The 19722-nt window shown below is 71.9% G+C and carries 20 protein-coding genes; 17 read left to right on the top strand and 3 right to left on the bottom strand.

Translation table 11 applies throughout. The annotated features are described in order from the left end of the window. Positions 1-150: 150 nt before the first annotated feature. On the bottom strand, positions 151-1326 hold the full coding sequence (locus ACFT4A_RS15850) for an aromatic ring-hydroxylating dioxygenase subunit alpha (protein WP_382830216.1): 1176 nt from the start codon (positions 1324-1326) through the stop codon (positions 151-153). A 327-nt stretch (positions 1327-1653) separates the two neighbouring features. Here ACFT4A_RS15850 and ACFT4A_RS15855 point away from each other — a divergent pair, with 327 nt between their 5' ends. The 9 genes from ACFT4A_RS15855 to ACFT4A_RS15895 all read left to right on the top strand — a co-directional run bounded on the left by ACFT4A_RS15855 (position 1654) and on the right by ACFT4A_RS15895 (position 10404). After that, on the top strand, positions 1654-2070 hold the full coding sequence (locus ACFT4A_RS15855) for a hypothetical protein (RefSeq protein WP_382830219.1): 417 nt from the start codon (positions 1654-1656) through the stop codon (positions 2068-2070). Continuing rightward, complete coding sequence (locus tag ACFT4A_RS15860; RefSeq protein WP_382830221.1) at positions 2067-3290, top strand: NADH-ubiquinone oxidoreductase-F iron-sulfur binding region domain-containing protein; 1224 nt, start codon at positions 2067-2069, stop codon at positions 3288-3290. The genes ACFT4A_RS15855 and ACFT4A_RS15860 overlap by 4 nt, the downstream gene beginning before the upstream one ends. 59 nt (positions 3291-3349) lie before the next feature. Further along, positions 3350-3541: a ferredoxin gene (locus ACFT4A_RS15865; RefSeq protein ID WP_376385194.1), complete on the top strand. Its 192-nt coding sequence runs from the start codon at positions 3350-3352 to the stop codon at positions 3539-3541. A gap of 1 nt (position 3542) precedes the next feature. Next, positions 3543-5597 carry an acetate--CoA ligase family protein gene (locus ACFT4A_RS15870; protein ID WP_382830224.1) on the top strand — a complete coding sequence of 685 codons (2055 nt, stop codon included), beginning with the start codon at positions 3543-3545 and terminating at the stop codon, positions 5595-5597. Positions 5598-5617: 20 nt separating this feature from the next. Next, positions 5618-6790, top strand: a complete 1173-nt coding sequence (locus tag ACFT4A_RS15875) for an acyl-CoA dehydrogenase family protein (RefSeq protein ID WP_382830227.1) — start codon at positions 5618-5620, stop codon at positions 6788-6790. Positions 6791-6819: 29 nt separating this feature from the next. Further along, positions 6820-7992: an acyl-CoA dehydrogenase family protein gene (locus ACFT4A_RS15880; protein ID WP_382830230.1), complete on the top strand. Its 1173-nt coding sequence runs from the start codon at positions 6820-6822 to the stop codon at positions 7990-7992. Between the two features lie 34 nt (positions 7993-8026). Beyond that, the gene (locus ACFT4A_RS15885; RefSeq protein WP_382830231.1) at positions 8027-8929 is read left to right on the top strand and encodes a 3-hydroxybutyryl-CoA dehydrogenase; all 903 of its coding nucleotides are present in this window, start codon (positions 8027-8029) and stop codon (positions 8927-8929) included. Positions 8930-8976: 47 nt separating this feature from the next. Continuing rightward, positions 8977-9588, top strand: coding sequence for a TetR/AcrR family transcriptional regulator (locus ACFT4A_RS15890; protein ID WP_382830234.1), 612 nt, complete (start codon positions 8977-8979; stop codon positions 9586-9588). Positions 9589-9666: 78 nt separating this feature from the next. Continuing rightward, positions 9667-10404, top strand: coding sequence for an SDR family oxidoreductase (locus ACFT4A_RS15895; protein WP_382830237.1), 738 nt, complete (start codon positions 9667-9669; stop codon positions 10402-10404). A gap of 12 nt (positions 10405-10416) precedes the next feature. Here the strand turns inward: ACFT4A_RS15895 and ACFT4A_RS15900 are convergent, their stop codons facing one another. Together ACFT4A_RS15900 and ACFT4A_RS15905 are read right to left on the bottom strand one after the other, a co-directional pair. Next, positions 10417-11331, bottom strand: a complete 915-nt coding sequence (locus ACFT4A_RS15900) for an RNA polymerase sigma-70 factor (RefSeq protein WP_382830240.1) — start codon at positions 11329-11331, stop codon at positions 10417-10419. 70 nt (positions 11332-11401) lie between these two features. After that, the gene (locus ACFT4A_RS15905; RefSeq protein WP_382830243.1) at positions 11402-13081 is read right to left on the bottom strand and encodes an NAD-dependent malic enzyme; all 1680 of its coding nucleotides are present in this window, start codon (positions 13079-13081) and stop codon (positions 11402-11404) included. 119 nt (positions 13082-13200) lie between these two features. Here ACFT4A_RS15905 and ACFT4A_RS15910 point away from each other — a divergent pair, with 119 nt between their 5' ends. From ACFT4A_RS15910 to hypA, 8 genes are all read left to right on the top strand, one after another. Continuing rightward, positions 13201-14748, top strand: a complete 1548-nt coding sequence (locus ACFT4A_RS15910; protein ID WP_382830245.1) for a hypothetical protein — start codon at positions 13201-13203, stop codon at positions 14746-14748. Between the two features lies 1 nt (position 14749). Then, positions 14750-15841 (top strand): hydrogenase expression protein HypE, encoded by a 1092-nt coding sequence (locus ACFT4A_RS15915; protein WP_382830248.1) that lies wholly within the window; start codon positions 14750-14752, stop codon positions 15839-15841. A 73-nt stretch (positions 15842-15914) separates the two neighbouring features. Next, positions 15915-17708, top strand: coding sequence for a nickel-dependent hydrogenase large subunit (locus ACFT4A_RS15920; protein WP_189725117.1), 1794 nt, complete (start codon positions 15915-15917; stop codon positions 17706-17708). Beyond that, positions 17701-18258, top strand: a complete 558-nt coding sequence (locus tag ACFT4A_RS15925) for a NifU family protein (RefSeq protein WP_382830251.1) — start codon at positions 17701-17703, stop codon at positions 18256-18258. The genes ACFT4A_RS15920 and ACFT4A_RS15925 overlap by 8 nt, the downstream gene beginning before the upstream one ends. Then, positions 18255-18851: a DUF5947 family protein gene (locus ACFT4A_RS15930; protein ID WP_382830252.1), complete on the top strand. Its 597-nt coding sequence runs from the start codon at positions 18255-18257 to the stop codon at positions 18849-18851. Before ACFT4A_RS15925 ends, ACFT4A_RS15930 begins: the two co-directional genes overlap by 4 nt. A gap of 42 nt (positions 18852-18893) precedes the next feature. Beyond that, positions 18894-19100 (top strand): hypothetical protein, encoded by a 207-nt coding sequence (locus ACFT4A_RS15935; RefSeq protein WP_382830254.1) that lies wholly within the window; start codon positions 18894-18896, stop codon positions 19098-19100. Positions 19101-19180: 80 nt separating this feature from the next. Next, on the top strand, positions 19181-19330 hold the full coding sequence (locus ACFT4A_RS15940) for a hypothetical protein (protein ID WP_382830256.1): 150 nt from the start codon (positions 19181-19183) through the stop codon (positions 19328-19330). Positions 19331-19336: 6 nt separating this feature from the next. After that, the gene (gene hypA, locus ACFT4A_RS15945; RefSeq protein ID WP_382830258.1) at positions 19337-19693 is read left to right on the top strand and encodes a hydrogenase maturation nickel metallochaperone HypA; all 357 of its coding nucleotides are present in this window, start codon (positions 19337-19339) and stop codon (positions 19691-19693) included. Positions 19694-19722: the final 29 nt, after the last annotated feature.

The following is a 19722-nucleotide window of genomic DNA, read 5'->3' on the forward strand; positions in this document are numbered from 1 at the left end:
CGGCTGGTCGGCTCACTTCAGGCCCTGATTCCGCAGTGAAGACCGGTCTGGGGAGGTGCGTACGCGCAGGTCAGAGGGCGCGCGATAAGGACGACGGGAGCCGGACGGCGGCGTCGCGCGGATGCGGTGAGCTCGCTGCTCCGAAGGGCTTCACTCGGTGATTCCCTCCAGGTCCTCCCGGACCCGGCGGGCGAACCAGCCGACCGCGGCCTCGCGCTGCGACAGCGGACCCGGTTCGAAACCGGGGGTGCGCATCCCGGCCTGCACCCGTTCCACCAGCTCGGCGTCCTCGTCGTTGGTGACCCAGCCGATGTGGATGTTGAGCCGCCGGGCCAGCCGGGTGCGGACGTCCTCGCCGAGCTTGGTGTAGAAGGCCCCGGGGATCGCCGCCCGGTCCTGGGCGGTGGGCAGGGCGGTCCACGCGAGCACGTGGTCAGGGTAGAAGTCGATGAGCGTGTTGGGATAGATCACGGCGTACCGCCATACCCGCCGGTCGGCCTCGGCCAGCCCCGGCATGGGGGTCGCCAGCCGCTGGTAGAGCCGCTCGGTCCAGTTCGAGGACGGCTTGTCGCGCAGCGGGGACTCGAACAGGACGTAGTTCTCCCGCACGTCCACCGTGTACGCCTGGTAGTCGAGCAGTCGCATGAGCGAGGGGTGGGCCACGGGGACGTGGTAGCCCTCCAGATAGTTGTCGACGATCACCTTCCAGTTGGCGTTCTGCTCCTCGCCCCCGGTCAGATCGTGGATGCGGTGCTTGCCGACGGGCACGAGACCGGGCCCCGCGTAGCGCCCGACGGCCTCGGCGAGCCCGGCGCAGGACTCGGAGAGCGGCGTCGCCTCCAGGTCGAGGTTGACGAAGACGAAGCCGAGGAAGGACTCGACATTGACCGGATGCAGGCCCAGCTTCGGCTTGTCCAGGCAGGGGATCCGGCGGGCCTCGGGGGCGCCGACCAACCGTCCGTCCAGTTTGTAGGTCCAGCCGTGGTACGGGCAGCGGATCGCCTTGCCCGACGGCTCGGGGGCGGACACCAGGCGGGTACCACGATGCCGGCAGACATTGAAGTGGGCCGCGAGGCCGCCGTCCTCGGTCCGGACGACCAGCACTTCCCGTCCGGCGGCGGTGGCGGCGAGCCGGGCGCCCGGCCCCGGCAGGTCGGACTCGTGGCAGACGAGCTGCCAGGACTTGGCGAAGATCCGGTCGGTCTCGGCCCGCGCGATGGCCGGATCGGTGTAGTAGCGGGCGGGCAGCGCTTCCCCGGGGTGCTCGAGCGGCGACTCCGGCGGGGGAGAGGTGACGGTCTCTGCCCGGGTGGTCGAGGGGTGCATGGGGTCCTCCTCCGCGCCGCTGCGGCGGCGATGGGCGGTGAGGCTGTGGCCGGTGCGGCGCCAGGAGCTGCCACGTTCGGCTGACTGATTGGTTAGTCAGACTGGGACCGTCACGGGAACAAGTCAAGACTTGTGAGCTGACTAATTGGTTAGTTAGTCTCGTGACAGGCGGCTGGCCGGGATCCGACGACGGATGCCCAGGCACACCCCGCCCCGTACAGCTCCCCCGCCCTTCTCGCCACGGCGCCGGAGCATCCCCACTCACGTCATCGCCGCGCCACCCCCGTCTCCGGCCCACCCGGAGGCGGCGCGACCCCGGAGGCACGCATGAGCGCTCGCCGAAGTCTGGTTTGGCTCGGCCTCACGCCTGAGCCCGAACAGGAGCTGCCCAGCGCGGTGGCCGCCCTGCGGGCCCGGGCGGACGGCCGCCCGCCGTCGCCCCTCGTCGCCGCCGAGCGACAGCGGGTCGAGCGGCTGGTGCTGCGCGGCACACAGCGCGGCTGGCTGCGCTACCTGCGCGAAGTCACGGATCTGGTCGTCGAGGCGGCGGAATCCCGCACCGCCGACCCAGAGGCGGCGCTGCTGGCCGGGGAGGTCGTCCTCGACCACCACCGCATGCTGATCGGCCTGCCCGGCGCCGGCTACGAGCACACCGCCGGACAGCGGCGGGAACTGGAGCGGGCGTTGGTCCGGCTGAGGTCTCGCGCACCCCTGGGACACTCCGAGCTCGGGAGCACCCTGTGACCGACGTGATCTCCCTCCTCCCCGAAGGCATCCTCGTCCCGTCGCCCGCAGGCTCCGAGGACCTCTCCCGGTATCTCGCCGACGGCGGCTACGCGCCGCTGCCCGACCCCGACCGGTTGCTCGACCTGATCGCCACCGCGGGGCTGCGCGGCCGCGGCGGCGCCGGTTTCCCCGCCGCCGTCAAGCTCCGTGCCGTCCGGGACGCACCGGGCCCGCACGTCGTCGTCGCCAATGGCGAAGAGGGCGAGCCCGGCTCCGTCAAGGACCGCTGGCTGCTGCGCCACCGGCCGCATGCGGTCCTGGACGGACTGCGGCTGACCGCCGCCGTCACCCGGGCCGGACGCGGCTGTGTGTACCTCTCCGACGACCTGGCCGAGCAGGCCGTCCGGCGCGCGCTCGCCGAGCGTCCTGCCGACCTGCCCCTGGACGTCGTACGGACGGAGCACACCTACGTCGCGGGGGAGGAGACGGCGGTCGTACGACGGATCGACGGCGGTCCTGCCCTGCCGACCGCGAAACCACCGCGCCCGTTCGAAAGCGGGGTCGGGGGCGCGCCCACCCTCGTCGCCAACGTGGAGACCCTGGCCCGTATCGCGATGATCCACGCGCGGCCCGACGCCACGGACCTCGTCGCCGGTGCCCATCTGGTGACCCTCTCGGGTGCCGCCGACGCGGCGCTCGTCGAGGTGCCCGCCGGTACGCATCTGAAGGTCCTCGCCGACCTCTGCGGGTACGGCACGGCGGAAGCGGTGCTGCTGGGCGGCCTGTTCGGCGGTCTGTACGGCGAGGGCTGGACGGACCTGCCGCTCGACCAGGACCAGCTGCGCGCGGCCGGCGGTGCGCTCGGGTGCGGAGCGCTGTACTTCCCCGGTCCGGAGGACTGCCCGGTGGCGGTGGCCGTCGAGGCCGTCGCCTATCTCGCGGCACAGAGCACCCGGCAGTGCGGGGTGTGCGTGTCCGGTACGGGGGCGCTGGCCAGGACCCTCGCGGCCGTCGCACACGGCGAGGCCGACCACGACGCGGTCGGCAAGCTGCGCCGCTGGTCGGAGCAACTGCCGGGCCGCGGGGCCTGTGGGCTGCTCGACGCGGCCGCCCGGATCGCGGGCACCCTCCTCACCCACTTCCCGGACCGGATCGACACCCACCACCTCCCCGGCTGCCCCGCCTGCGCAGGCGCCGCACCCGAGGACGGGCGCCGCTTCACCGTGCCGGTGCCCTGAGCCACACCCCGCTCCCCCCCCAACGTCCCCCGGCCCCCGCCGCTCCGAAAGGACCCGCCATGAAACTCCTGCTGGACTCCACCCGCTGCCATGGCTACGGCCTCTGCCAGGAACCCGCACCCGAACTGATCGAGCTCGACGAGTGGGGCTATGCGCAGGTCCGCCCGGCCGAGGTGCCGGACGGCGACGAAGAGGCCGCCGAGGCCGCCGTCGCCGCCTGCCCCAACTCCGCGCTGCGGCTGGAGAAGTGACATGGGACGCGACCTCTCCGCTCTCTTCGACCCCGTCTCCGTCGCCGTCGTCGGAGCCAGCGACGACCCGGCCAAGTACGGCCACGCCATCGCCGCCCAGGCCGTCCGTGCCAACGGCCGGCGCCCCGTGCACATGGTCAACCGCCGCGGCGGCACGGTGCTCGGCCGCACCGTCGCCCCCAGCCTGAGCGCCATCGGCGAACCCGTCGACCTGGCGGTGGTCTCCGTGCCCGCCGCAGGTTTCGAGGACGCCGTCGACGAGGCCCTGCGGTGCGGGGCCCGGGCGATCGTCGCGATCACCGCCGGGTTCGCCGAGACGGGCGAGGCGGGGCGGACACGGCAGCAGGCCGTCGCAGAGCGTGTCCGTGCCGCCGGTGCCGTGATGGTCGGGCCCAACTGCCTGGGGATCGCCGACAACACCACCGACCTCTTCCTGGCCTCCGACACCTTCACGCCCGGCGGCGTCGCGCTGCTCAGCCAGAGTGGCAACCTCGCCCTCGAACTCCAGCTCCGCTTCCGCCCGCACGGCCTCGGCTTCTCCCGGTTCGTGTCGCTCGGCAACCAGGCCGATGTCACCCTCGTCGATCTGCTCGCCGACTGTGCCCTGCACGAGGGCACCCAGGCCATCGCGGTCTACGCCGAGGACTTCGGCGACGGACGCGCCTTCGCCGAGGCGGCGGCAGAGGCCGGGAAGCCCGTCGTGCTGCTCACCGCCGGACGAGGAGACGCCTCCGCGCGCAGCGCGCAGTCGCACACCGGCGCCCTCACCACCTCGGCCGATGTCGTGACCGCGGCCTGCCGGGACGCCGGTGTGGAACTGGTCGCCACCCCGCGCGAACTCACCGTCGCTCTGGCCGCGTCGAGCGGCGGTCGCCGGGCTTCGGGGCGCCGGGTCGCCGTGCTCACGGACGGCGGCGGGCACGGCGTCGTCGCCGCCGACGCCGTCGAGGCGGCCGGGCTGGCCGTGCCCGAACTCCGGGAGCCGACCAGGCGGCAACTGCGGGAGGGCCTCTGGGCACAGTCGGCCGTCGCCAACCCGGTGGACCTCGCAGGGATGGGCGAGCAGGACCCCGGTTCGTACGCTGGGACCGTCGATGCCCTCCTGGCGGCCGAAGAGGTCGACGCCGTGCTGATGACCGGCTACTTCGGCGGCTACGCGGCCGCCGGCGGCGGTCTCGGCGGTGGCGGTGCGGCGCTCGCGGCCGGGGAACAGGACGCCGCCCGCCTCATCGCCGCCCGGCAGCGCGCCACCGCCAAGCCCCTCGTGGTGCAGTCGATGTACCCCGAGTCCCCGAGCTGCCGCACGCTCGCCGCCGCCGGCATACCGGTCTTCGCCGCCACCGAGGACGCGGCCCGCGCCCTCGCCGCCACGGCTCCCGTCGGCCGGCGCACCGGGGTCACACCGCTGCCCCGGCCGGCGTCCCCGCTGCGCGAGAGCGGCTACCTGGAGACCCGCAGAGCCCTGGAGGAAGCCGGGCTCGCCTTCCCCGCCGCCCGTGAGGTCCACGACGAGGCCGGACTCCTGGCCGTCGCCGAGGAGTTCGGGGGACCGTACGTCCTCAAGGCGCTCCACCTCCTGCACAAGTCCGACGCCGGGGGAGTGGCACTCGGCCTGGCCGGGTCCGGCGAACTGCTCGCCGCCTTCCGCGAGATGCATGCCCGGCTCGGTGCCTCCTCCTACTCCGTGGAGGCCATGGCCGATCTGACCGACGGCATCGAGCTGATCGTGGGCGTCAACCAGGACCCGCGCTTCGGCCCTGTCGCCATGGTGGGCTTGGGCGGTGTGCTGGCGGAGGCTCTGCACGACGTCGCCTTCACCCTCGCCCCCGTGTCCGCCGACCGGGCCGAGACCCTGCTGCGCGGACTGCGCACCGCCGCCCTGCTCGACGGGGTACGCGGCAAGCCCCCCGTCGACGTCGTCGCCGCCGCGAAGGCCGTCGAGACGATCACGGCGTTCGCCGCCGCCCACCCGGAGATCGCCGAGATCGAGGTCAACCCCCTGCTCGTACGCCCCGACGGCGTGCTCGCCCTCGACTCCCGCGCCGTACTCGCCTGACCCCACTGGAAGAGGCCCCCATGGACCTGCGTTACACCCCCGAGCAGACCGACCTGAAGCGTCGCGCCGCCGAGTACGCACGGCTGCTCATGCGCTACGAGGACCAGTCCGAGCAGGCCGGCGGACCCCTGCCGCAGCAGCTCGTGACCGAACTGACCCGGGCCGCCATGGACGCCGGTGTCTACGCCATCAACATGCCCGCCGAGTGGGGCGGCGCCGGGCTCAGCCTGCTCGACCAGGTCATCGTCGAGGAGGAGTTCGGCAAGGTCACCAACTGCCTGTGGGACATCCCCTGGCGGCCCGCCAACGTCCTGGCCTACGGCGACGAGCGGCAGCGCGAGAAGTACCTGCTGCCGGTGATCCGCGCGGAGAAGTTCGACGCGTTCGCGGTGACCGAGCCGGGCGCGGGATCCGACCCGTCCTCCGGCACCTCCACTGCCGACCGCACCGACGGCGGCTGGGTGCTCAACGGCGAGAAGTGGTTCGTCACCTGCGGCGACATCGCCGACTTCCTGCTGGTGCAGGCGGACGCCGGAGTCGAGCGCCAGCCCACGCTGTTCTTCGTGGACCGGGCCGCGCCCGGCGTCGAGATGACCCGCGTCCCGCACTTCATGCACTCCGCCGTCAACGGGCACCCCGAGTTCACCTTCACCGACGTCTTCGTGGCCGACGAGGACGTGCTCGGCGGCGTCGGCAACGGCTACGAGCTGACCAAGGAGTGGTTCACCGACGAACGCCTGATGATCGCGGCCCGCACGGTCGGCGCGGCCGAGCGTGCTCTCCAACTCGCCCGGGACTGGGCCGTGGAGCGCGAGCAGTTCGGGGCGCCCATCGCCTCGTACCAGCTGATCCAGGGCATGCTCGCCGACTGCGCCGTGGACATCGCCGTCAACCGCGCCTACACCCACCAGGTCGCCTGGGAGGCCGACCAGCCCGGCACCGACCGCAAGACGCTGCACGCCAAGGCCTCCACCGCCAAGCTCGCCGCCAGCGAGGCCGCCGGCCGGGTCGCCGACCGCTGTCTGCAGATCTTCGGCGGCCGGGGCTACGACCGCACCTACCCCGTGGAGCGCATGTACCGCGAACTGCGCGTCGACCGGATCTGGGAGGGCACCTCCGAGATCCAGCGGCTGATCATCGCCAACGAACTCATCAAGCGCGGCACCCGCGCCCTCGCCCTGCCCACGCACTGACTCCCTTCCCTTCACCAGCGAGGACTTCCATGGACTTCCGCCTCACCCCGCGCCAGGCACAGCTCAAGGCCGACGCGCGCGCCCTCACCGACTTCATCGCCACGTACGAGACCCAGTGCGAGGAGGACAACGGCCTGCCCGCCGACGCGCACGCCAAGATCCGTGACGCCGTCCTCGACGCCGGACTCCAGGCCGTCAACATGCCCGCCGAGTGGGGCGGCGCCGGACTCGCCATCGCCGAACAGGCCACCGTGCAGGAGGAGTTGGGGCGGCTCACCGGCGCCCTGTGGGACATGGTGTGGCGGCCCGCCAACGCGCTCCGCTTCTGCACCCCCGAGCAGCGCGAGCGGTTCCTGATCCCGGTGATCAACGGCGAGCGGCGCGACTGCTACGCCGTCACCGAGCCCGGCGCCGGGTCCGACCCGCAGAACCTCGCCACCACCGCCACCAGGAACGACCAGGGCTGGGTGCTCAACGGCGAGAAGTGGTTCGTGACCGTCGGCGACCACGCCGACTTCATGATCGTGCTCGCGGCGGCCGGCCCGGAGCGCGCACCGACCCTCTTCCTGGTCGACAAGGACACCCCCGGCATCGAGATGACCCGGGTCCCGCGCTGGATGCACACCTTCGTCTACGAGCACCCCGAGTTCACCTTCACCGACGTCCAGGTCGGCGACGACGCCGTCCTCGGCGGCATCGGAGAGGGCTACGACATCACGCGCTCCTGGTTCACCGAGGAGCGCCTGATGATCGCCGCCCGCACCATCGGCGCGGCCGAGCGGGCACTGGAACTCTCCCGTGACTGGGCCGTGGAGCGGGAGCAGTTCGGGGCGCCGATCTCCTCGTACCAGCTGATCCAGGGCATGCTCGCCGACTGCGCCGTGGACATCGCCGTCAACCGCGCCTACACCCACCAGGTCGCCTGGGAGATCGACCAGGCCACGGACGAGGACCGCAAGACCCTGCACGCCAAGGCGGCCATCGCCAAACTCTCGGCGAGCGAGGCCTCGGGCCGGGTCATCGACCGGTGCCTCCAGATCCACGGCGGCCGGGGCTACGACCGCTCCTACGCCGTCGAACGGCTCTACCGCGAGCTGCGCGTGGACCGCATCTGGGAGGGCACTTCCGAGATCCAGCGGCTGATCATCGCCAACGAACTCGTCAAGCGCGGCACGGGCGTCCTGGACCTGCCCGGCGCCTGACCCGTACCGCCGCAGACCGGAGAGAGGGAGACGGATGACCGACATCAAGCGCGTGGGAGTCGTCGGCTGCGGGCTGATGGGCGCCGGCATCGCCGAGGTCTGCGCACGGGCCGACGTACCGGTCACGGTCGTGGAGCGCGACGCGGAGGCGGCCCGGGCCGGCCGCCTCCGCATCGGCCGCTCGCTCGACCGGGCCACCGCACACGGCAGACTGAGCGACGAACGACGGGAGGCCGCCACAGCACTGATCACCGTCGTGCATGAACTCGAGGCGCTGCACGACCACGACCTGGTCATCGAAGCGGTCGCCGAGGACGAGGCCCTCAAGGTCGACGTCTTCACCCGCCTCGACTCGGTGATCACCGGCGACCGCACCATCCTGGCGACCAACACCTCCTCCATCCCGGTCATCAGGCTCGCCGCCGCGACGACCCGGCCCGACCGGGTCGTCGGGGTGCACTTCTTCAACCCCGTGCCCGTCCTGCGTCTCGTCGAGCTGGTGCCGTCGCTGCTCACCTCGCCCGTCACGGCGGCACGGGCCGAGGAGTTCGTGACCGGCACCCTCGGCAAGGAAGTGGTCCGCACCCGGGACAAGGCCGGGTTCGTCGTCAACGCGCTGCTCGTGCCGTATCTGCTGGCCGCCGTCCGCATGGTGGAGTCGGGCAGCGCGACCGTCGAGGACGTCGACCGGGGCATGGTCCTCGGGTGTGCGCATCCGCTGGGCCCGCTGGCCCTGACGGACCTGATCGGCCTCGACACCACACGCGCCATCGCCGAGTCGCTGTACGCCGAGTTCCGCGAGCCCCAGTACTCCCCGCCCCCGTTGCTGTCCCGGATGGTGGAGGCCGGTCTGCTGGGGCGGAAGTCCGGGCGGGGCTTCCACACGTACGACGAAGAACCGCGGCAGGAGGCCCCCGTACCCGCGAGCCGGCCGTGAGGGAAGATGGTCATGGCGTACGACCACCGAACGAGGGGAGCCGCAGGGTGTCCACCAAGGTGCGCACGGCAGACACGCGCGAGCGCATCCTGACTGCGGCGTGCGAGGTCATCGCCGACATCGGGTTCGAGAAGATCCGCATGCGCATGGTCGCCGAGCGCGCCGGAGTGTCGACGGCGCTGCTCCACTACCACTTCGACACCCGCGAGAAGCTGTTCACCGAGGCGATGACCCACTCATTCGCCCACACGGCCGTCGACCTCGAACGGGACGCGGAAACGGCCCCAGCGGCGGTCATCCTGGCCCGCATCCTGCGCAACCTGCTGCCGACCGATCCCCAGCTCCACCAGGACTGGCGGCTCTGGCAGGAACTCTGGGTCAGGGCGCTGCGCGACGAGGCCACCCGGGTCTTCGCCGTGGACCTCTACGCGCAGCTGCACGCCTGGGTGGGGGACGCGGTACGGCGCGGCATCGACTCCGGCGAGTTCACGCCGACCGACGTCGACGACCTCAGCACGCTCGTGCTGTCCCTGAGCGACGGCTACGGCATCCGCCTGATGCTGCGCGACCCGACGGTCACCCTCGACTCGGCCCTCACCTCCGTATGGCGCCATGTCTCCACCGCACTCGGCCTGCCGGACACCGTCCCGACGGAGTGAAATCTCCGCCGGCTGTCACAGAGCCGGACACCGCCCTGTCTCTCTGGTGAGTCAGCCAACCAGTGAACGGAGACAGTGATGAAGATCGTGGTCGTCGGCGGTACGGGCCTCATCGGCTCGCAGGTGGTCACGCTGCTGCGTGACAAGGGACACGAGGCCGTGGCCGCCGCCCCCACCACGGGCGTCGACACCCTCACCGGCGAGGGCCTTGCCGAGGTCCTCAAGGGCGCGGACGTGGTCGTGGACGTGTCGAACTCGCCGTCCTTCGACACCGAACCGGCCCTGGACTTCTTCACCCGCTCGGCGCGGAACCTGTTCGCCGCCGAGAAGGAGGCGGGCGTCCGGCACCATGTCGGACTGTCCATCGTCGGTGTCGACCAGGTGCCCGGCTACGGCTACTACGAGGCCAAGGTCGCCCAGGAGAACGCCGTGCGCGGCAGCGGCGTGCCCTACAGCCTCGTGCGCGCCACCCAGTTCTTCGAGTTCATCGCCCCGGTGATGGACATGTCCACCGAGGGCGGCGAGGTGCGCCTGCCGTCCCTGCGGCTGCGTCCGATCGCCTCCGCCGAGGTGGCCGCAGCCGTCGCCGAGGCGGCGCAGGGCGAACCGTCGAACGGCATCCGCAACATCGCCGGACCCGAGACCCACGGCCTTGACCGGTTCGGTGAGATCACCCTGGCGGCGCAGCCGGACGGCCGGACCGTCGTCACGGACGAGACCGCCGGCCTGTTCGCGGGGATGCCCGACGTGCTCACCGGCGACGAGACCGCGCACCTCTCGGCCGTCCGCTACGAGGAGTGGCTCCAGCAGCACTGACGAGACCAGGGGCTACGAGCGGTCGGTGAGCCTGCGGGCCGACCGCTCGTACGCCCTCAGCTTGTCCGGTGTCAGGACCCAGTAGAGCCCGTCGATGCCGTCCGGCCCCACGGTGGCGCTCACCAGGGCGACGGCCACCCCGTCCCGGGCGAGCAGCAGGCTGGGCTGTCCGTTGGCCTGGACTATGCCGTAGTCGGCCCCGGGGAAGAACTTCCGGGCGAAGGCCGTCACCCTGGCCACGCGCCCGGCCCCCACGATCTCCAGCCGCGCCACGCCGCGCATGCCGTTGCCGTCCGCGTACGCGACGACGTCGGCCGACAACACGGTCTCCAGCGCGGCCACGTCACCGTGCCGCGCGGCGGCCACGAAGGCGTCGAGCAGGCGCCGGTGCTGCGCCGTGTCGACCGGTTCCCGGCGCTCGGCGGACAGCCGCTTGCGGGCCCGGCTGACGATCTGCCGCGTGTTGGCCTGGCTCAGCTCCAGCATGCCCGCGATCTCGTCGTACGCGTAGTCGAACGCCTCCCGCAGCACGTACGCCGCCCGCTCCACGGGATTCAGCCGCTCCAGGACCAGCAGCACGGCCAGCCCCAGGGCCTCGCCGCGCTCCGCGCCGACCTGCGGATCGACGCTCGTGTCCACGGGCTCCGGCAGCCACGGCCCGACATAGGCCTCGCGGCGCACCCGCGCCGACTGGGCCACGTTGATCGCCAGACGGGTGGTGATCTTCGCCAGGAACGCCCCGTGATCCCGCACCGCGCTCCGGTCGGCGCCCTGCCAGCGCAGCCACACGTCCTGCACCACGTCCTCGGCCTCGGACACACTGCCCAGGACGCGGTAGGCGATGCCGAACAGCCGTGGACGCAAGCGCTCGAAGGCGTCCGCCGCCGCGTCCAGCGCGTCGTCGTGGAGGGGCTGCCGCTGGTCCATGCTGCCGATGCCTCCGGGGTCGACCGTCGTGGGTCCGACAGTACGTCCTTCGGAGTGCTCGGACGGGCTCCTAGGCCTCGTAGCGGGGTGTCCACTGCGCCTGCGCGACCGCCTTGCGCAGCTCCTCCTCCGTCGCCTGCGGGGCCACCCCGTCCTCGACGGCGGCGAGGGCCGCGGCCAGGGCGATCTCGCGGGCGGAGTCCCGCATCCCGGTCAGGGGCGGCAGCAGCGGCACGGGCCCGTCGTCGCCGTCCGCCGCCCGTACGGCGCACTCCGCGACCGCACGGGCGGCGGCCACGAGCATGCGGTCGGTGACGCGGGTGGCGCGGCTCGCGGTCACCGCGAGCCCCATGGCCGGGAAGACGTACACGTTGTTGGACTGCGCCACCGGCACCTCTCGCCCGTCCACCGTCAGCGGCGGGAAGGGCGAGCCGGTGGCGATCAGCGCCCGGCCGTCGGTCCAGCGGGTGAGGTCGGCGGGCTCGGCCTCGGAGTGGGAGGTGGGGTTGGAGAGCGGGAAGACGACCGGCCGCTCGCACGTCGAGGCCATCTGCCGCACGATCTCCTCGGTGAACGCGCCGTGAGCCGTCGACAGCCCGATCAGCGCCGTCGGCTCGACACGACGCACCACTTCGGCGAGCCCCGTGCCGTCCCAGTCGGTCACCTCGCTGTCGTCGCGCGCGAACACCCGCTGCTGCGGCGTCAGCTCGGAGCGCGAGGACACCAGCAGGCCGTCGACGTCGAGGATCCAGAAACGTGCCGTGGCCTCGTCCTCCGACAGCCCCTCGTCGACCATCGCCGTACGGATCATGTCGGCGACGCCGATGGCCGCCGAGCCCGCGCCGAGGATCACCAGCCGCTGGTCGGGCAGCGGAGTGCCGGCCACGTCCGCCGCGGTGGACAGGGCGCCGAGCGCGACGGCAGCCGTGCCCTGGATGTCGTCGTTGAACGTGAGCAGCCGGTCGCGGTAGCGGGCCAGGATCGGCTGGGCGTGGGCGGTGGCGAAGTCCTCCCACTGGAGCAGCGTCCCGGGCAGCTCCGCCTCGACCGCCGACACGAAGGCCTCGATCATCTCGTCGTACTCGGCGCCGGTCAGCCTGCGGTCACGCCGGCCCAGGTAGCGCGGGTTGTCCAGCAGGGCCTCGTTGTCCGTGCCGACGTCCAGCAGGATCGGCAGCGTACGGGCGGGGTGGATGCCGCCGATCGCCGTGTACAGGCTGAGCTTGCCGATCGGGATGCCCATGCCACCGACGCCCTGGTCGCCCAGGCCCAGGATGCGCTGTCCGTCGGTGACGACCACGACGTCCACGTCGTGGTCCGGGTACGGGCGGTTGCGCAGGATGTCGCGGAAGCGGTGCCGGTCCTCCCAGCTCAGGAACAGCCCGCGCGGCCGCCGGTAGATCTCGCTGAACCGCTGACAGGCCTCACCCACCGTCGGTGTGTAGACGACGGGCAGCAGCTCCTCCAGGTACTCGGTGACCAGGCGGTAGAAGAGCACCTCGTTCGTGTCCTGCAACTGCCGGAGATAGATGTGCCGGTTGAGGGGCTTGTCGTAGCCGTAGAACGCCTCGTAGGCGCGGGCGACCTGCTCGTCCAGGGTCTCCACGGCGGGCGGCAGCAGCCCGTCGAGCCCCAGCTCCGCGCGCTCGTGCCGGCTGAAGGCGGTGCCCTTGTTGACCAGCGGGTCGGCCAGGGTCGTGACGGCGGGGCTCGTGGTCGTGCGGGGGTGGTGATTCATGGGCTGGTCCATGAGGTGACGACTTCCCCACCCCGAACGGCCCAACCGGATGGGCCGGAGGAGGCGGGGGTGGATGAGCGGTGTGACCGTGGTGGAAGGGATGCGCAGTGCGACACGGACGAGGAGGCGCGATGGCGGAGGGACTGGTCGAGGGCGGCAGGGAGTGCGCTGCCACGACGGGCGGCGCGGAACAGCCGCCGGAACGGTCCCGGGGCGTCTTCGAGCAGCTCAGCGCCGTCGCCGACGCCGTCCTCTACGAGGGCTACCTCCTCTACCCCTACCGCCGGTCCTCGGCCAAGAACCGCGTCCGATGGCAGTTCGGGGTGCTGTTCCCCCGGGACTGGGTGGAGTCGGACGGCCCCGTCGTCCCCGGCGTCTCGGGCTCCGCCGACTCCTGGTACCAGCAGACCGAGTGCCTCCTGCGGATCCGGCGGCCCGGCGACGCCTCCGTCCGTGTGCGGATCCGCTACCTCCAGGCGCAGCGCAAGCAGGTGGAAGCCCCCGGGGACTCCGCCCACCGTCCCGTCGCATCGCTGCGTACCGACGACGGCACGGTGCATCTGACCTTCGACGAGGCGGTACCGCGCGCGTGCGAGGTCGTGGTCCCCCTCGACGAGCTTCTCGCCGCGGGACGCACCGTGCCCGTGGGCGCGGCGGCCGGCGTGGACGTCGAGCCGCTGCCCGGGGGCGCCGGGCGGGTCGTACGGCACCGCGACGAGGTACGGGCCGACACCACCGTCACCGCCGAGCGCCTCACCGACGACCTCTGCCGGCTTCGCGTGCGGACGGCCAACACCGGGCCCGCACCGGAAGGACGGACCGCGCGTGACGAGGCCCTGCGCCGGGCCCTCATCGCCACCCACACCCTCATCGGCGGCGACGGGGTGGAGTTCGTCTCGCTCACCGATCCGCCGACGGACCTGGCTGCCCCCGCGCGCTCGTGCCGCAACGAGTTCACCTTCCCCGTCCTCGGCGGCGAAGCCGAGGACGCCGGGCACCTCCTGCTGTCCGCGCCGATCATCCTGCCCGACCACCCCCAGGTCGCCCCCGAGAGCCCGGGCGACCTGCACGACGCCGCGGAGATCGACGAGATCCTCACCCTGCGCACGATGCTGCTGACCGACGAGGAGAAGCGCGAGGCGCGGGCCACCGACCCCAGGGCGGCCGCGATCCTCGACCGGGTCGACACCATGCCGCAGGAGGTCTTCGAACGGCTCCACGGCGCCGTCCGCTCCCTGGCACCGGTCGCCCCGGCGACGACCGCCGCGGCAACCTCCGAACGCCCCGCCTGGTGGCAGGAGGGCGCCGACGGCGGTCTCTCGCCGACCACCGACACCGTGCTCGTCGACGGCGTGCCCCTCGGCGGCGGCAGCCGCGTCCGGCTCCGCCCCCGCGTACGAGGCGCCGACGCCCAGGACATGTTCCTGGCCGGCCGGACCGCCGAGGTCGCCGCCGTCTTCCACGACGTGGACGGCAGCGTGCACCTCGCCGTCACCCTCGACGACGACCCCGCGTCCGAACTGCACACCTGGTACGGCCGCTTCCACTACTTCCGGCCCGACGAGCTCGAACCACTCGAGCCCGCCGGAACCCCGGACGAGCCGTCGGCACCGGCTCCCGCCGCGGCACCAGCCCGGCAGACGACCGACTCCGAGACCCCCGCAGCGGAGGCCGAGTGACATGACAACCAACAGCAGTACAGCCGAGGTCAGCAAGGAACCCGATCGCGCCGAGGACCGTGAGGGCTTCGACGAGATCACCATCCTCTGGATCTCCGAGGGCATGAGCTGCGACGGCGACACCGTCTCGCTGACCGCCGCCGACCAGCCCTCCATCGAGGACCTGGTGCTCGGCCTGATCCCGGGCCTGCCGAAGGTGAACCTGGTCAACAAGGTGCTCTCCCCGAGCCTGGGCGGCGAGGACTTCCTCGCTCCCTACCGGGCCGCCGTACGCGGCGAACTGGCCCCGTTCATCCTCGTCATCGAGGGCTCGGTCCCCAACCAGAACATCATCGAGGGCGACGGCTACTGGACGTCCTTCGGCAACGACCCGGAGACCGGCGAGCCGCAGCCCCTGAACTGGTGGATCGACCAACTGGCCCCCAAGGCCTGGGCGGTGGTGGCCGCCGGCACCTGCGCCACCTTCGGCGGCATCCACGCCATGTCCGGTAACCCCACCGGCTGCATGGGCCTCGCCGACTACCTGGGCTGGGACTACACCTCGCAGGGTGGGCTGCCCATCGTCAACGTGCCCGGCTGTCCGATCCAGCCCGAGAACTTCATGGAGACCCTGGTCTGGGTCCTCTACCACGCGGCCGGTTCCGCGCCCCCGCCGCCGCTGGACCACATGCTGCGCCCGCAGTGGCTGTTCGGCAAGACGGTCCACGAGGGCTGCGACCGCGGCTCGTACTACGAGCAGGCCAGCTTCGCCAAGGACTACAACTCGCCCAAGTGCCTGGTCAAAACGGGCTGTTGGGGTCCGGTCGTCAACTGCAACGTGCCCAAGCGCGGCTGGATGGCCGGCATCGGCGGCTGCCCGAACGTCGGCGGCATCTGCATCGGGTGCACGATGCCCGGCTTCCCCGACGCGTTCATGCCCTTCATGGACGAGCCCCCGGGCGGAACCCTGTCGTCCCTGGCCATCAAGCCCTACGGGGCCGTCATCCGCCGGCTGCGCGGTGTGACGAACGAACTGGTCAACCACGAGCCCAGGTGGCGCCACAACAAGCGCAAGCTGACCAGCGGCTACGACCCGCGCTGGCGGCCCTCGTGACCCGCGCCGCGCGCTCGGGCGCGCACGCCACCACCACCCACCGGACCACCTACAGCGAGGGGCAGTACCGCAGATGACCACCACCGAGGCCCGGCCCACGGAGCGCAAGCCCCCACAACTCGTGGACATGTCCTGGGATCCGATCACCCGGATCATCGGGAACCTGGGCATCTACACGAAGATCGACTTCGCCAACCGGGAAGTCGTCGAATGCCACAGCACCTCGTCGCTGTTCCGCGGCTACTCGGTGTTCATGAAGGGCAAGGACCCGCGCGACGCGGGGTTCATCACGTCCCGGATCTGCGGCATCTGCGGCGACAACCACACCACCTGCTCCGACTACGCCCAGCAGATGGCCTACGGCGTCAAGCCGCCCCCGCTGGCCGAGCACATCGTCAACCTCGGCGAAGCGGCCGAGTACATGTTCGACCACACGATCTTCCAGGACAACCTGGTGTTCGTGGACTTCTGCGAGGCGATGGTCAAGGCCACCAACCCCGGCCTGCTGGCCCGCGCCGAACGCACCGACGCGCCCCGCGGCGAGATCCACGGCTACCGCACCATCGCCGACATCATGAAGGCCTTCAACCCCTTCGAGGGCGAGGTCTACAAGGAGGCCCTGAAGGTCAGCCGGGTCACCCGCGAGATGTTCTGCCTGATGGAGGGGCGGCACGTCCACCCCTCCACGCTGTACCCGGGCGGTGTCGGCACGATGCCGCAGCCGACCGTCTTCACCGACTACCTCAGCCGGCTCATGCGGGTCATCGACTTCGTGAAGAAGGCCGTCGCCATGAACGACGACGTCTTCGACTTCTTCTACGAGGCCCTGCCCGGCTACGAGGAGGTCGGCCGCCGCCGTGTCCTGCTGGGCTGCTGGGGCGCCTTCCAGAACCCCCAGACCGTCGACTACCGCTACGAGACGATGAACTCCTGGGGCAAGGACATGTACGTCACCCCCGGCATCATCGTCGACGGCGAACTGGTCACCAACAACCTCGTCGACATCAACCTCGGCCTGCGCATCATGCTGGGCAGCTCGTACTACGAGGACTGGGTGAACGAATCGCCCTTCGTCACGCACGACCCGCTCGGCAACCCCGTCGACATGCGCCACCCGTGGAACCAGACCACCGTCCCGGTACCGCAGAAGCGCGACTTCGACGACAAGTACAGCTGGGTGATGAGCCCCCGCTGGTACGACAAGCGGACCGACGCGCACCTCGCCCTCGACACCGGCGGCGGCCCCCTCGCCCGGCTGTGGTCGACCGCGCTGAGCGGCATCGTCGACACCCCGTACGTCAAGGCCACCGGCCACAGCGTGCGCATCTCGCTGCCCAAGGGCGAGTCCCTGCCGGAGACCACCCTGGAGTGGCGCATCCCGCAGTGGAGCAACACCATCGAACGCGACCGCGCCCGGCCGTACTTCGTCGCCTACGCGGCCGCCATGGCCCTGCAGTTCATCGAAGAGGCCATGGGGATGGTGCGCGCGGGCGAGACCAAGGTGTTCGAGAACTACGAGGTGCCCGACGAGGCGATCGGCTGCGGCTTCCACGAGGCGGTGCGCGGCGTCCTCTCCCACCACCTGGTGATCAAGGACAAGAAGATCGCCAACTACCACCCGTACCCGCCCACCCCGTGGAACGCCAGCCCCCGCGACATCTACGGCACCCCCGGCCCGTACGAGGACGCCGTCCAGGGCCAGCCCATCTTCGAGGAGAACGGGCCGGACGACTTCAAGGGCGTCGACATCATGCGCACGGTCCGCAGCTTCGACCCCTGTCTGCCGTGCGGTGTGCACATGTACGTCGGCAAGGGCAAGACGCTCACCACCCTGCACTCGCCGACGTACGGGGCGAACCATGGCTGAGGCCACCAACGCCCGCCTGGCCGACCCGGACGTCGAGGCCCGGCTCGCCCGGCTCGACACCCTGCTGGAAGGCCTGGAGTCCGCGCCCGGCCCCACCACCCGCTCCGCCGTCGAGGCGGTCGCGCTCCTGTCCGAGGTCTACGGCGAGGCACTGGCCCGCGTCATGGACCACGCGGACGGGCCGCTCGCCGAGAACCTGGCCGACGACGAACTGCTGGGCCATCTGCTGGTCCTGCACGACATCCACCCCGAGCCCGCCGAGCGCCGGGCGGCCCGCGCGGTCGAGCGGCTGCGGCCGGCCGTCCAGGAGCGCGGCGGCGACGTGGAGTGGGCCGGGGTGGAGGGGCAGGTCGCCCGGGTGCGCCTGACGTCGGGTGGCGGGTGCGGCTCCGGCTGCGGTGGCGGTGGCGGAGGCTCCGAGGTCACCGACGCGGTCCGTGCGGCGGTCCTCGCCGTGGCTCCCGAGCTGACGGCGGTGGAACCACTGCCGAGCACGCCGGCCCCCGCGTTCGTGCCGCTGACCACGATCACGCACCGAGGCGCGAAGTGACCTCCGAGGGGGCACTGGCCCGCCTCATCCGCTCCTCGGCCGACCGTACGGCGGCGGCCGAGAGGGAGGTGTGCGACCTGTGCGCCGCGCCTCTCGCCGAGGAGCACGCCCATCTCCACGACAGCGGGCAGGAGGAGGTGCGCTGCGCCTGCCGCCCCTGCTCGGTGCTGTTCGCCGAGGCCGGGGCGGGGGACGGCCAGTACCGGCTCGTGCCCCGGCGCCGCGTCCGGCTGCCGCACATCGACACGACGGTGCTGGGCGTACCGGTCGGTCTGGTCTTCTTCGTGCCCCGGGCGGACGGCACCGTCACCGCGCAGGGCCCGAGCCCGGCGGGGGCCATGCGGTGGGAGGTGGACGCGGCGGCCTGGCAGGAACTGGCCGGTACGGTTCCGCGGCTCGCCACCGTGGAACCCGACGTGGAGGCCCTGCTGGTGAACACCGTCCACGGTCTCGATCATCACTGGATCGTGCCGGTCGACGACTGCTACCGGATGGTCGCCGTCGTACGCCGCGAGTGGCGCGGCCTGTCCGGCGGTGGACGGGTCTGGCCCGCCGTCGAGCGGTTCTTCGAGGACCTCACCGAACGGCCATGAGCACGCACTCCGCAGGTCGGAGGCGAGGAAGGAGAGCACCCCATGGGCAGCATCAGAGTGGGCCGGCCCCAGGCCAGGCCCGACACCCCCGGACACGTCGCCGGCCTGCACCAGGGCAACAAGGGGCGGTACGCGCAGCAGAAGGGGCACCACGAGGACGGCACCGCCGACGCGCGCCGGTCCACGGGGATCCACTGGAAGCGGCATGACGCCCTCGTGGACACCATGCCGAACATCTCGCCGGCATGATCCGGCAGGAGAAAGAGCAGGGAGTCGCCGCAATGAAGGTCAAACGAGCACGCAGACCCGTCGCGCGCAGGCGCGGTGGGATGAGTGGACAGCGGGTGCTGAAGGCCCAGGCCGTCCTGGTGGGCGGTGCGGTTCTGGCCGCGCTGTGCTGGGAGTGGCCCAGTCTGAGGCGGGAGATGCGGATCTGGCGGATGTCCGGCGGTTTCCGCGCGGGCAACCGGTATCCGTGATCGGTCGTGCACGAGCTGTCGATCGCGACCGCGATCATCGAGCGGGCCGATGAGCTGGCCCGGGCGGACGGGACGGACTCCGTCTCGACGGTGACCGTCCGGGTCGGCGAGCTGGCGGGCGTCGTCCCCGACGCCCTCGGTTTCGCCTTCGAGGTGGCCCGCGACGGCACCGCCCTCGCCGGGGCCCGGCTCGTGGTCGAGCAGGTCCCCGGGCAGGCCTGGTGCGGTCCGTGCGCCGAGGAGTTCCCGGTGGGCATGCCCCCGTTCTTCTGGTGCCCGCGCTGCGACCAGCCCTCCAACGACCTGCGCAGTGGCCGGGAGCTGGAGATCACGGGCATCGAGCCGTCACCGGTCTCCGCATAGCGCGAGGGGCCCCGCCGACACCGTCGGCG

The sequence above is a fragment of the Streptomyces sp. NPDC057099 genome (assembly GCF_042671245.1).
GTDB lineage: Bacteria > Actinomycetota > Actinomycetes > Streptomycetales > Streptomycetaceae > Streptomyces > Streptomyces purpurascens.